Annotated in this window: 15 protein-coding genes; 8 read left to right on the top strand and 7 right to left on the bottom strand. The window is 47.9% G+C overall.

Annotation, left to right across the window (positions count from 1 at the left end):
• Positions 1–32: 32 nt before the first annotated feature.
• From LJN55_RS14135 to LJN55_RS14120, 4 genes are read right to left on the bottom strand one after another with little or no spacing between them, the layout of a single operon-like run.
• Positions 33–914 carry a polysaccharide deacetylase family protein gene (locus LJN55_RS14135; RefSeq protein WP_015689823.1) on the bottom strand — a complete coding sequence of 294 codons (882 nt, stop codon included), beginning with the start codon at positions 912–914 and terminating at the stop codon, positions 33–35.
• A 43-nt stretch (positions 915–957) separates the two neighbouring features.
• Positions 958–1,689 (bottom strand): HAD family hydrolase, encoded by a 732-nt coding sequence (locus LJN55_RS14130; RefSeq protein WP_024359928.1) that lies wholly within the window; start codon positions 1,687–1,689, stop codon positions 958–960.
• A gap of 4 nt (positions 1,690–1,693) precedes the next feature.
• Positions 1,694–2,269, bottom strand: a complete 576-nt coding sequence (locus LJN55_RS14125; RefSeq protein ID WP_024359927.1) for a DJ-1/PfpI family protein — start codon at positions 2,267–2,269, stop codon at positions 1,694–1,696.
• A 21-nt stretch (positions 2,270–2,290) separates the two neighbouring features.
• On the bottom strand, positions 2,291–3,010 hold the full coding sequence (locus LJN55_RS14120; RefSeq protein WP_024359926.1) for a cupin domain-containing protein: 720 nt from the start codon (positions 3,008–3,010) through the stop codon (positions 2,291–2,293).
• 460 nt (positions 3,011–3,470) lie between these two features.
• Here LJN55_RS14120 and LJN55_RS14115 point away from each other — a divergent pair, with 460 nt between their 5' ends.
• The 3 genes from LJN55_RS14115 to LJN55_RS14105 all read left to right on the top strand — a co-directional run bounded on the left by LJN55_RS14115 (position 3,471) and on the right by LJN55_RS14105 (position 5,139).
• The gene (locus LJN55_RS14115; RefSeq protein ID WP_048284453.1) at positions 3,471–4,028 is read left to right on the top strand and encodes an OsmC family protein; all 558 of its coding nucleotides are present in this window, start codon (positions 3,471–3,473) and stop codon (positions 4,026–4,028) included.
• A 183-nt stretch (positions 4,029–4,211) separates the two neighbouring features.
• Positions 4,212–4,781, top strand: coding sequence for a TetR/AcrR family transcriptional regulator (locus tag LJN55_RS14110; protein WP_094898027.1), 570 nt, complete (start codon positions 4,212–4,214; stop codon positions 4,779–4,781).
• A 16-nt stretch (positions 4,782–4,797) separates the two neighbouring features.
• Positions 4,798–5,139 (top strand): carboxymuconolactone decarboxylase family protein, encoded by a 342-nt coding sequence (locus tag LJN55_RS14105; protein WP_032693558.1) that lies wholly within the window; start codon positions 4,798–4,800, stop codon positions 5,137–5,139.
• Positions 5,140–5,266: 127 nt separating this feature from the next.
• Here the strand turns inward: LJN55_RS14105 and LJN55_RS14100 are convergent, their stop codons facing one another.
• Positions 5,267–6,169 carry a LysR substrate-binding domain-containing protein gene (locus LJN55_RS14100; protein ID WP_032693559.1) on the bottom strand — a complete coding sequence of 301 codons (903 nt, stop codon included), beginning with the start codon at positions 6,167–6,169 and terminating at the stop codon, positions 5,267–5,269.
• 142 nt (positions 6,170–6,311) lie between these two features.
• On the opposite strand from LJN55_RS14100, the gene LJN55_RS14095 reads away from it, so the two are divergent.
• Entirely contained in the window at positions 6,312–7,631 is a 1,320-nt protein-coding gene (locus tag LJN55_RS14095; protein WP_048284451.1) for a 6-phospho-beta-glucosidase, read from the top strand.
• Between the two features lie 121 nt (positions 7,632–7,752).
• On the opposite strand, the gene LJN55_RS14090 is transcribed toward LJN55_RS14095, so the two are convergent.
• Entirely contained in the window at positions 7,753–8,082 is a 330-nt protein-coding gene (locus LJN55_RS14090) for a thioredoxin family protein (RefSeq protein WP_015697014.1), read from the bottom strand.
• 288 nt (positions 8,083–8,370) lie between these two features.
• On the opposite strand from LJN55_RS14090, the gene LJN55_RS14085 reads away from it, so the two are divergent.
• Complete coding sequence (locus tag LJN55_RS14085; RefSeq protein ID WP_049089937.1) at positions 8,371–9,216, top strand: helix-turn-helix transcriptional regulator; 846 nt, start codon at positions 8,371–8,373, stop codon at positions 9,214–9,216.
• Here the strand turns inward: LJN55_RS14085 and LJN55_RS14080 are convergent.
• Positions 9,200–9,763: a YbhB/YbcL family Raf kinase inhibitor-like protein gene (locus tag LJN55_RS14080; RefSeq protein ID WP_032693561.1), complete on the bottom strand. Its 564-nt coding sequence runs from the start codon at positions 9,761–9,763 to the stop codon at positions 9,200–9,202. The genes LJN55_RS14085 and LJN55_RS14080 overlap by 17 nt on opposite strands.
• 368 nt (positions 9,764–10,131) lie before the next feature.
• Here LJN55_RS14080 and LJN55_RS14075 point away from each other — a divergent pair, with 368 nt between their 5' ends.
• From LJN55_RS14075 to LJN55_RS14065, 3 genes are all read left to right on the top strand, one after another.
• On the top strand, positions 10,132–11,238 hold the full coding sequence (locus LJN55_RS14075) for an alkene reductase (RefSeq protein ID WP_098363208.1): 1,107 nt from the start codon (positions 10,132–10,134) through the stop codon (positions 11,236–11,238).
• 81 nt (positions 11,239–11,319) lie between these two features.
• Positions 11,320–12,021 carry a DsbA family oxidoreductase gene (locus LJN55_RS14070; protein ID WP_115657492.1) on the top strand — a complete coding sequence of 234 codons (702 nt, stop codon included), beginning with the start codon at positions 11,320–11,322 and terminating at the stop codon, positions 12,019–12,021.
• Between the two features lie 62 nt (positions 12,022–12,083).
• Positions 12,084–12,857, top strand: coding sequence for an SDR family NAD(P)-dependent oxidoreductase (locus LJN55_RS14065; RefSeq protein ID WP_044265962.1), 774 nt, complete (start codon positions 12,084–12,086; stop codon positions 12,855–12,857).
• Positions 12,858–12,912 lie beyond the last annotated feature (55 nt).

Raw genomic sequence — 12,912 nt, 5'->3', positions numbered from 1 at the left:
TAAAACAGGCAGCCTCATCGGCTGCCGTGTCATTATTTTATCCGTGGAGATCGCTTGGCAAAGTCATCTGCAATGTCATTCAATTTTAGGAATTTCACCCCTGGATGACCAAGCATATGAGTTAAGAGGCGTTCGAGCATCATTAATACGTGCGGGCGTCCAGATACGTCCGGGTGAATCGTAAAAGTAAAGATCGCATATTCATGCTCACGGTAGACCCAATCGAATTGATCTCTCCACAACTGTTCGATGTCCCTGGGATTCATGAAACCTTGGCTGTTGGGTTTTGTTTTCATGAACATGAAAGGAGGAATATCGTCGATTGTCCAACTGGCGGGTAATTCAATAAGGTCCGTCTCTTCTCCGCGTACCAGCGGTTTCATCCATTCGGTCGGTGTCTTGGAATAATCTATCTTGGTCCAGGAATCACCTTTCCTGACATAATAAGGCTGATGATCATGATGCATTAGTGAATGGTCATATTTGATGCCATTTTCTAATAGAAGATCTGTGGTTACAGGAGAAAATTCCCACCATGGAGCGACATACCCAGTAGGTCTCTTCCCTGTTAATTTTGTGACCATGTCAATGCCTTTTAGAAGGACTTCTCTTTCTTGGTCAGGCGACATAGATATTGGGTTTTCATGACTGTAATTATGAACCCCTACCTCATGTCCAGCATTGACAACTGCTTCCATTTGCCGAGGAAAGGTTTCGATGGAATGACCAGGCATAAACCAGGTGGTGGGGATATTAAACTGGTCAAATAGATTCAGAAGACGTGGAGTACCTACTTCGCCAGCGAACATACCGCGAGATATATCGCTTGGAGAATCTTCTCCCCCATAAGAAGATAGCCAGCCTGCAACGGCATCTACACCCACTCCAAAACCACATAGTATTTCTTTCGCCATGAGTTATTACTCCTCATACAGAAAAAATTGAAATAATATTGCGTTAAGAGGGTTTCTTGACTAATTTCAAGAGATCCTCGGTATCTAATTCATTAATTCCTTTTTGAAGTGCCATTAATTTATGCTCAGGGATGTTGTATCCCCAATTAGCCCAAAATGATTGAATGCCATGATCTAATGCATCAATAACATTTTGGATGTTGTCATCAATAAATAGAATATCCTCGTTTTTATCGAAGGCTATTGATTTTAGCAAGGTGAGAGTCTTGTTTTTGTCAGTCATCCTTCCATATATTTTATTCGCGGGTATGTTTAAACCATATTTACTTAGAATGTATAATATAGACTCTTCATCCTTTCCTGATACAATATAGATATCATTAGCTGTTTCAAATAAATTTGAAACATCCAATAGCGGACGGTGTAGTTCAGCCCAAAAATCAGGGTAGAGACTTCTTGCCAGCTTCCTATAATGGATGAACTTATCCCTGAATATTTTCTTATCTTCAGTTGGAATTGATTCATATATAGCAGTGAATCTGTCATTATCTATAGCTTCATTACCAAATTCAGTGAATGAGGCAATAAAGTGACCGTCATGGCGTACAAAATTCCTTAATTTCCTGAATCGTTTAGCCATCAGGCGTGGGATGTTTTGAAGTACATCTTGGTTAAAATCACTGAGAGGTCTGTCATGTAATACATTCCATGTAATTAGCATGCATTCGTCTACTCCATCAACCACGACCCCGTCGAAATCCATTGCTATTAACATCGAATTATACCACCAGCGGTTCTTTAAGAGTTTCGCCGCGCTTCCATCTATCTATTGCATCGAATGTCTGACGCATAAATTTTCCACATTCAGCATAATAGGAGCAAGTTATGATATTCCCGTCGACAACTACATCTGCTTCAATTACATTGGCGCCGGAATTAACCATATCGTCTTTCAGACCAACATAAGCGCAGGTGAGTTTGTCTCTTAGAATACCGGCAGAAATCATAATCCAGGGACCATGGCAGAGCCCAGCCACAACTTTCCCCTGTATTACCATCTGCTTTAGAAAATCTTTAACTCTCTGATCTTGGCGAACTCTATCAGGCGCTTCATGACCGCCAGTGAGAATAACAGCATCAAAATCAGTGGCGTTGAGTTGATCAAAATTAATATTGTCTTTGGATCTTTTATCCATAGGAACAGTGATGCCATATTTCCCTGTCACTGCACTTCCATCCTTTGTTGCAATAGATATATCGTATCCTTCCTCTTTAGAACGATAGTAAGTATAAACTACATCGTGATCCTGAAAACCTGGACCAGTGATTATCACTACTCGTGTCGGATTAGACATGTTATTTTCCTTCTTATTGCGTTACGGGACGTTAATTAAAAATACATTCTGACCACAGTACATTTCTGAGATGGCATCTTTAGCTCGTAGGATATGAATCTTTCCCATTAGATGGCTTTTTACATCTAATGAAATAAAAATAAAATCATCCTCGTCATTCAACATTTTTCTATCAAGATTTTTGACGGAAAAGTATGCTAATTTGTGTAGGTCATGTTCTCTGATCAATGTGCCTGCAGCTATCTGTTGCAAAGGAGGTAAAAGATCATGTTCCTGTGATTTCTTTTCATATGCCATATTTTGCCGGCCATAATTATCTTTAAGTCTGAGTAAGTCGAATTTGTTTCTTGGATTTTCAACTTCGATTAATTCGATGCCTGATTTTCCCGAAATAGTCTGATGGAATACACCTTTTGCAATATATATGCTGTCCCCAGATTTTAACGCCTGATGTGTACCATCAAGAAATCTGGTCTCGCCATCACCATGTAGGCATATAAGGACGGTGTCTTTGAGTATATGACAATGCATTGAAGTGGATTGATTCTTTGATATATGAAGGCGCCATACATCAAAAATAGAATCACAATAAACTCTATACTCATATCCCCATGGTTTTTCTATGAATCCATTGAGATGTAAGTCTTTCTCAAATGACTCACCATTATTTGAAGTTGAAAGTAGGATTTTGTTTATTTCAAGCAAGTCATATACATTTGGAGTCCGGTTGTGGATTTCCATATGGTCGCTCCCCCGCTAATTGAATTGCTGAATGTTGATTTCACTTCGGTCAATCGTTCTGTGATTTCAGTCTATAACGGTTATTTAGTACGAGAGAAATAACTTTTATGATGATTGCCTATATTGTTTCTTTTGATCAGTCCTTCATACTCAATAATTACTGAAAACTATGCTTCTATACTTGGGTACTGTTAAAGATGCATAGATTCTATGCCGTCAGGAGGTCATAGCTCACAAGCGATTAAGATGCTTAGCAAGATGCCGAACTCGGACGTCAGCACGATACATCGCATAATGTAGATATCGCAGCGTTTACGTCCCTGTTTGTAGCTCTATCTTAAGAAGGTGCCCCCATAGTGGTAGACAACACCTCAATCTTAAAGTAATCTACCATCTAGTAGGTTGATTGCGTTTGGCACCAACCTTATCTTTGAGATCACTCGACACTTCAGGAGTTGTCATGACTAATTCAAAAAAACCTTTTGCTGACGCTAATGTTATTCGCGGTACACGAGAAGCTATTCGCCAGCAGCCAGAGCTGGGCAATCTCACCTTTAACATGAAGAGTAAATCCAACGGTGGGGTATCCGTCCGTGTGGAAACTCATGCGACTATCCAGAACGGCCAGGTTGATACCAGTCGCGCCGGAAAATTTGCTAATGTTGGCGATGAACCTGCTGATTTATCGGGTACTGATAGCGGTATGGGCCCAGCTGAGTACATTTTGCAGGCACTTGCCGGCTGTTATACCGCGACTCTGACTGTGATGGCGGCAGAAAAGGGCATTGAGCTTGATGGTATTGAACTTGACCTGAACTTCGACATTAATCTGAACGGTTTCCTGGGTCTTGACGAAAAAGTTCGCAACGGGGCGAAAGCGATCCGTGTTGGCGTTAAGCTCTCCAGTCCGACCGCCAGCCGTGAACAGCTTGAAGAAATGGTTCGTGCACTGCCAGAAAGCTCGCCGATCCACGATACGTTGGCGAACCCGGTCAATATTGATACTCGGTTGGTGTAGGTAAAGCTCAGAGAGGGAAATGACTGAACACTGTCATTTCCCTACTGCCTGATGGCTATTAACTCCGACCAAAACGCGTTATCAGAGAAGGTTAAATTACTGTTGTGAACTGATGTCCCCTTGCAGGGAACAACAGGCGCAGATAATATCTACCAACTAGTAGATTATAATTGTGAGGATTATATGTCAGTCATGACACGAGAAAGGCTTCTGAATGAAGCGGACCATCTGATGCGCGAACGGGGTTACTCTGCATTCAGCTATGCTGATTTGTCAAAGAGCATTGGTATCACTAAGGCCAGTATTCATCACCACTTCCCAACCAAAGATGTTTTGGGCGAACAAGTGGTGATTCAGGCCCATACCGATACCAAAAACCGATTTGAACAGATTGAAGCGACGGAGAATACGGTTGCGCAGATGCTTACCGCCTACGTGGAGCTTTTCATCGAAAGCTATCGCACGTCGCGTATGCCGCTGTGCTGTGCTTTGTCTTCGGAAATGGCCAATCTGCCACCGAATATCAGAGTTCGGGCGACCGAATATTTCGATATGCAGATTGCCTGGCTGACCAGGATTGTCAGCCGTGGCGTTGATGCAGGGGAGCTGACTGCTGACCTGCTGCCATCAAAAATGGCTCTGCTTATTTTGAATTTATGCGAGGGCGCCAGCGTTGTTTCTCGGGCGATTAATAAGCCTGAGCTTTTCAACGATACGCTTGAACAGATCCTAATGATTGTTAAAAGAAAATAATTCTGGAGATGACCCCATGTTAGATTGGAATGAATACCGCTCAGAAGTGATGCAACGTGTTGGTGATCTGGGTAAGTTGACCCCGGAAACACTAAAAGGCGTCATGGCTTTGGGCAACGCCGGCAATAAGACCAACCTCCTGGGCGCGAAAGTGCGTGAACTGATTGCACTGGCTTGTGCGGTGACGACTCGCTGTGATGGTTGCATCGCCGTCCATGCCGAAGCTGCCGTTAAAGCTGGCGCCACAGAAGAAGAAATTGCTGAAGCCCTGGGTGTGGCAATCAACCTAAATGCAGGCGCTGCCGTTGTCTATTCCGCACGTACGCTGGATGCGATTAAGCAACTGAAAGCGCAATAGTTATCGCGTTGAAAATATAAAAGGGCATGACTGCCCTTTTTTCACTTCTGACATACATTTTCATCATGCTCTCTGGCATTAGGTCTGATATGGCTTACATTGCCCTTTATCAGAACGAAAACAGACTTTATTCCTCGTTAAACACATTTCTTACCCATTCGGCCAAAGCCTGAACGCCCGGTCGGTTAAGGTTTTCTCGTGGCATAATGAGGTCATATCCTCGCCCGGCGGGTATTTCTATTTCAAAAGGGGCAATCAGTCGGCCCTCATCGAGGTAATGTCGAATGAGTCGTTTTCTGCCCATGATGATACCGCCGCCATTGAGTGCCGCTTCAATAGACATCTGACAATTGTTGAAGCTCAAAAAATTATCTTCAACAGGCAGGTTTTTGCCAGATTCCCTGCACCATTCTCGCCATTCGGAAAAAACATTCTGGGAGTCAACGGATTCAGACGTATGAATGAATGGGACTTCAGCTAACCAATGGTTTGCTTGCCTGATTTTTTTTGCAAGAGATGGAATACAGACGGGAACCAGCGTCTCTTCAGATAACCGTTCGCAGTAGAGATCGGGGTATTTCAGATTACTGTAGTATATAGCGACATCTACTCGTTCGAGATTAAAATCTACCAGACCGGCTCTCACTCTGAAATTGATATTCAGCCCCGGCCACCGTTCGGTAAATACCGGTAAGCGCGGCATCAGCCAGAGAAAAGCGAAGGTAGGTGGAAGGCCGACAGACAAGGTTCCTCTCAGCCCCTGCACGCGAATATCTTCTATTTCATCACTGATGCGTTTAAGTGAAAACGCGAGTACGCCAAGTAAACGCTCCCCTTCATCGGTCAACTGAAGCTTTCTGGTCATTCTAATAAACAGTCTGAATCCGAGCATGGATTCAAGAGAACGAATGCGTTGGCTAACGGCCCCTTGCGTCAGATTGAGAGTAGTCGCCGCCTTAGTAAAGCTCATATGCAGTGCTGCCGTTTCAAACGTATGCAATAGTGCCAGTATGTTCTGTTGAGCGAGCATTCATCATTTTCCTTCTTAATTTTCTCTTATGCATTATTTACAGTAATGCATACCCCGGAATTGATCGTTTGTCCACTAAGCCCCTTGTCCTCTTTAATTGGCCCAACAGACGTCCTGACAACAACGATGAGGGGAATATCTAATGAAGGGTCTTAAGTTAGTGGTTATTGGAGCGGGTTCAAGCTACACACCTGAACTGATGGAAGGCATTATCAAGCGTCAAAATGAATTTCCGATCCGCGAGTTATGGCTGGTTGATATTGAGGATGGCCGTGAAAAAATGGCGATTATCGCGGGCCTCACCCGACGGATGCTGGAAAAAAATGGGCTGGATATACCGGTTTATGAAACCCTTGACCGCACAGAAGCACTGCTCGGTGCCGATTTTGTTTGTTCTCAGTTCAGGGCCGGCTGCCTGGACGCACGGATCAGCGACGAAAGGATATCGCTGAAATACGACATGATCGGTCAGGAGACCAATGGTCTGGGTGGATTTGCCAATGCATGCCGCACTATCCCGATTGCATTGGCTATAGCGAAAGAAATGGAACAACTGTGCCCGGATGCCTGGTTGCTGAACTTCACCAACCCGTCGGGAATGGTCACTGAAGCGATACTGAAACACAGCACAGTCAAAACCGTAGGGCTGTGCAACGTGCCTGTTATTATGCAAAAGGGTATTGCCAGTGCTTTAGGTGTCAGCGATATCAATGAATTTATCATGCAGGTCGCGGGACTTAATCACTTCATTTTTGCGCGCCATATTTATCATGAGGGTAAGGATAAGCTTCCTCAGGTCATTGAGCTGATTTCAGAGGGGAATGATCCGTTGGTGCCTAAAAATATTCCTCCTTTCAAATGGCCGGATCGGTTGTTGGCGAATATGGGAATGATACCTTGCCCCTACCTGCGTTATTACTACATGAGCGACGACATGTACCGTCAGGAGCTTGGCGAAGCACAAGGGGAAGGGACTCGTGGTGAGATCGTAAAGGAGCTCGAAAGAGAACTATTCGAAATTTATCGAAACCCGGAACTCGCCGAGAAACCGAAAGCGCTGGAAGGTCGGGGAGGGCAGTACTATTCGGATGCGGCATGTGAATTGATGAGCGCAATATATAACGACAAACGCATCATCATGCATGTCAATACGCGAAACGATGGTGCGATTGCGGGCCTGCCGGATGACTGTGCGGTTGAGGTCAGTTCAATGATCACCCGTTCTGGACCGATACCACTGAATGTCGAACCTTTCCCGGAAGATGTACTTCGTCTGATTCAACTGATGAAAAGCTTTGAGCAATTGACCATTGAGGCAGCCATCAGTGGTAATCGGTATACGGCATGGCGTGCCTTGGTTATTAATCCCCTAGTCAAAAGCGGTCAACTGCTTGAAAATGCATTGGATGAAGTGATCGAACATAACAAAGCGTTGATGCCGGCCTTCCAACGCAATAAATAACGCTAAGCAGACTGGTCGGTTATTTTATAACAAAGCGGTTATCACTCTGAACGAGGGGTAACCGCTTGCCGATGATGCATCAGACCGCTAAGAGACTTTTTTAAACATAGATAAAATGGCATTACTGCCCTTTTTTCAGCTCTGACAATGCTTGCTGATAAAACCCTGCCGATTTAACACCCGGTATACGCTGGACCAACTGCCCATCCTTGAACATCAGTACGGACGGCAGGCCCCAAATTTCATATTTGGTGGTCAGCACCGGTGCCAGATCCACATTCACTTTGCCGACTTTGACGTCGCTTTCAATCTGCTCGGCAAAATGGTTAAAAATGTCTTCGCTCATCTGGCAAGGTGGGCACCAGGGGGCAGAGAAGCGCACCACAGCAACTCCTTCATGCCTCTCGATTTCTCTAAAATTATCTTCATTGTAAAGGGTTAATTCACGCATCATTCACTCCTGCAGGATGTAACTTGATAGTAATTCTACCTACTAGTTGGTTTGTTTAATTAACATAAAAAGCTATCATCGATAGAAAGGTGCTTAAGCGAAGATAATGCCATGTTTTATCAATGGATAAGCGTCATCTTATGTGGACGGCGTGCTGAGGATTATGATATTTCACTCCATCTGAATGAGAAAACTGACGTATTGTAAAATCGGGATTACTTTATAAAAAAGCAAGCCCATCCATAAAGTGTCGGCCTACAGGGCAGGCCTATTCCTTTTCGTAAGGCGATGATGGAAAGAACATTATCCAGTCGTATTAATGTGGGGAGTACAGCGCATGTGCTGCATACGCAGCCCCTGATGATGCGCCATATCACTATAGATGAACCCACAATCATCCTGGTCCGCCATGGCAGGAAAATAATCCGCTGGGCGCAAGAGGAGATAACGCTGGAAGCAGGGGACGCGGTGGTCATCGGGGAGGGGCACTCTTTTGATATCATCAATACACCATCACCTTTAACGGGTACGTACGAAGCATCATGGCTGAGTTTTTGTGCCGATTTCGTCCAAAACTACTGCTTCATGCATGCCCCACGTATGAGCATGAACGAAGCAAATAAAATGGCAGAGCCAGGCAACAGTTTTCGCCAGGCCTTTTATCACACTGCGGAGGCCATTACAGATACTGAAAACATACCTGAAAGTATCGTGGCCAGGCGTATGGAAGAGATGCTGAGTTGGCTGGATGAATACCGAATTTTCTTCGCGCTGAAACAACATACCGGACTGGCGATAAAAATCCGCAAACTCGTTGCAGCAGACATATCACAAGACTGGAATACTGCGCAGGTGGCGGCTGAATTGGGTATGTCGGCCACCACCCTGAGACGCCATCTGCATGCCGAAAATACGTCATTCACCCATCTGGTGACTGACATTCGCATGTGCCGCGCCCTGACACTTTTGCAGGTGACCGATCTTTCAGTCACCCGCATATCCCTGGAAGTCGGCTATGAAAATCCGTCTAAGTTCGCCGCCAGATTTCGAACTCGCTTCGGATTCAGCCCCAGCCTGGTCCGGGTTTCCGGCCAGGCTATCGGCAACCTGGCTGCGGTTAGCGGCCCTGCGTAATCTGAAGATGCGCTTCGCCCAGTGAGTTCGCTTTTGCCATAAAGCCGACCAGGGCGGGCGTCGAGTCCGCCGTTATTCCCGGAAGTTTGTCGACACGAAGTGCCGTCAGCGTGATCTCATAACGGTGCGTTTCACCCTTCGGCGGGCAAGGGCCGCCATAACCCGGGATACCGAAATCAGTCCGGGTCTGAAGAGCCCCTTGCGGGAGATTTTTGTTATCCGCCGTTATCCCAGCCGGTAACGAGTGAAGAGATGAGGGAATATTCACCACCTGCCAGTGGATCCAACCGAGGCCTGTCGGCGCATCCCTATCATAAATTTTGAGAGCGAAGCTTTGAGTTCCTGCCGGCGCGCCACTCCAGTTAAAAGAGGGGGCAAGGTTTCCACCGCTGCACCCAAATCCATAAGGTGAACTCAGGGTCTGAGCTGCGGGGAAACGGTTTTTTTCAAGCTCATGACTTGTCAGCGTAAAACTGGCTGAAAAAGCGACCTGGCTCGACAACGCCAGGCATAATGTACTGATAACAGTAAGGTGAAGTTTGGACATTTACTCTTCTCCATCGGGGTGATTAATATCCCAATGATAAGGGGAGAGAAAGACTCCTCGCCGCCCTGAACCGGCCAGTCTTAGCTCCATAACGCCCAATAATGATATTTGTAATTCCCTGATTTCACAGGATGACGACCATCTCACCGACGGGAGCTCACCTTACACAGCATTCCGTGTGCCTGTCTCCGGTGACAAAAGGACAGCATGATTTGTTCTTTTACCTATTGACCAATCAACTAGTAGGTAGGTATAGTGCAGCCATACGCTTAACCGGCATCAGGAAGCGATCGTCAGCTCCCCGGCCCGCTAAGTATTAACTCCGGCCCCAGCGGGGCTTTTCTCTCTTTCGCCTTGCGAGGTATACGATGAGTAAGTTGTTCACCCCCTACAATCTGTCAGGCATGCAGTTAAAAAACCGCGTGGTCATGGCCCCGATGACCCGCACCCGCACAATGAACGACGTGCCGGATGACGTCGTTGCACTTTACTACGCCCAGCGCGCCTCTGCGGGGCTGCTTATCACCGAAGGCATGCCTGTTTCTGAAGAAGGGCGCGGCTATCTGTATACCCCGGGGATCTACAACGCTGCACACGTTCAGGGCTGGCGCAAAGTGACCGATGCGGTACATGCGAAGGGCGGTCGTATTTTTGCTCAGTTGTGGCATGTGGGCCGGATGTCTCATATCTCAATTCAGCCGGGCAACATCGCGCCAGTTTCCGCCGGTACCGTACAGGCGGTTAACACCACCGTCTTTGCACTGACCGAGTCTGGCGAACCGGGGCCTGTCGTTCCAAGCCAGCCGCGTGCGCTGGAAACCGCAGAAGTTCGACGCGTTACCGCTGACTTTGTCCATTCAGCGGGTCTGGCAATGGAGGCCGGGTTTGACGGCGTGGAAATCATGGCGGCTAACGGCTTCATTTTCGACCAGTTCCTCAGCAGTGAACTGAACCCTCGCACTGATGAATACGGTGGCTCTGTGGAAAACCGTCAGCGGTTCCTGCTGGAAACGGTGGATGCCATCTCTGCGGCTATTGGTAGCAATAAGGTGGGCTTGCGCATTTCACCGTTCGGGCGGATTTACGACCTGGCGCCTTATGAAGGTGAAGAAGAGATTTGGGCCAGTATCGCTGCGGCCCTCGGCCAACGTGAGCTGGCTTATGTGCACCTCTATTATCAACCTGTTTATACCCAGGCACCGGTACCTGCCGGTTTCAAAGCCGCGTTCCGTAAAACTCTGGGGGGCACCGTTATTGCCGCCGGCGGCTTCACCCGCGAGATTGCCGAAACCGCACTTGAGGCAGACGAACTGGATCTTGTTGCGTTTGGCGTGCCGTACATCGCCAACCCTGATCTGGTCGAAAGAATGCAGAACGGCTGGCCGCTGGCTGAAAGCGATCGCACGACGTATTACGGCGTGACGGGGTCGCCGGAAAAAGGCTACACCGATTATCCCGCCTGGGAAGCCAACTAACGCCACGTAGCTGGTGGTATTTGCGGTGCCCACATAAAGAGGCACCGCCAGACGACATTAATGGGGTATTCAGGAGCCAATATGCAAACCCTTAAGCCGATTATTACGATAGATATCTGGTCAGATCTGGTCTGCCCCTGGTGTTGGATTGCCAAAAAGCGTTTCGAACAGGGCCTTGCCGCCTTTGAACACAAGGAACAGGTCGTGGTCCGCCACCACAGTTTCCGTATTTCCGGCGACCGGCCTGCCGTGCCGTTCCGCAAAGCCCTTTACAAGAAGTTTGGCGGGGAACATGGGGCGGAACTGATGATGAATCAGGTGGGCACGGCCGGGAAGGCAGAAGGGCTCCAGTATAACTTTGACACCATGCTCTTTGGCGATACAGAAGATGCCCATACGCTGCTCGCGGCTGCACGTCACGCCAATATGGGCGACGCCATGGCAGAACGGTTTTATCGGGCCAGTGTGACTGAGGGGCGTTCCATTTTCGATCCGCAGGAGCTCATTGCGTTAGCTACCGAAGTGGGCATGTCCAGAGCCGACGCTGAAAGTGCCCTTGCCAATGAGGCCTTCCGTGCATCGGTGGCCGAAGATGAAGCCCATGCCCGGTCGATCGGGGTCAGCGGTGTCCCGCTGTTCCTGCTCAATGAAAAATATGCCATCAGCGGCGCGCAATCTGCGGACAACTTCCTGAACGCGTTGAAGCAAGTCTGGGAAGAAAAAGCGGCTGAACTGGTAAAAACCGACGGCCAGACCTGCGGCGCTGACGGTTGCAGCATCTGAAATCTGAACGAGCCGGCTGCTTGACTGCCGGCAAATCTACCCTGCAAATAACGGAGTTCAAAATGAGCGATTACTTTAAAGGCAAAAAACTGCTTGTCGTGGGTGGCACCAGCGGCATGGGTCTGGAAACGGCGCGTATGGTGCTGAAAGCCGGTGGCAGCGTGGTACTGACGGGCAATAAAAAAGACAAGGCAGAAGCGGTTCAGAAAGAGCTGAGCCCACTGGGTTCCGTGTCCGTGATTGCGGCAAACCTGATGACCGAAGAGGGCATGAACGCCATTCGTCAGGAGATTAATGCTAATCATCGCGATATTAGCCTGATGGTCAATGCGGCCGGGATCTTCATGCCGAAAGGCTTTACCGAGCATTTGGAAGCCGATTACGACATGTACCTGATGTTGAACCGGGCAACCTTCTTCATCACGCAGGACGTGGTGAAGAACATGCTGGCCGACGGCCGTGAAGGGGCGATTGTGAACGTGGGCTCCATTGGCGCGCAAGCCGCACTCGGCGACTCACCGGCTTCCGCGTACTCCATGGCCAAAGCCGGTCTCCACGCCTTGACACGCAACCTGGCCATTGAGCTGGCCAGTGCGGGTATCCGCGTGAACGCGGTCTCGCCAGGGATCGTGCATACCCCGATTTATGAAGGCTTCATGGCGAAAGAAGACATTGCCGGCGCAATGCAATCGCTGAACGCTTTCCATCCGCTGGGGCGTGTCGGCACGCCGGAAGATGTGGCCAATACCATCTTCTTCCTGTTGTCCGACAAAGCCTCTTGGGTGACTGGCGCCATCTGGGATGTCGATGCCGGTATCATGGCCGTTCGCAGATAAGCTCGTCGTAACCTATCAGCCGCCCCATGATGGGGCGGCTGATAGGTATCTTGCT

The organism is Erwinia rhapontici (assembly GCF_020683125.1).
Lineage (GTDB): Bacteria > Pseudomonadota > Gammaproteobacteria > Enterobacterales > Enterobacteriaceae > Erwinia > Erwinia rhapontici.
Note: the sequence above shows the minus strand (reverse complement) of the source record. Positions and strands in the feature narration are given on the sequence as shown.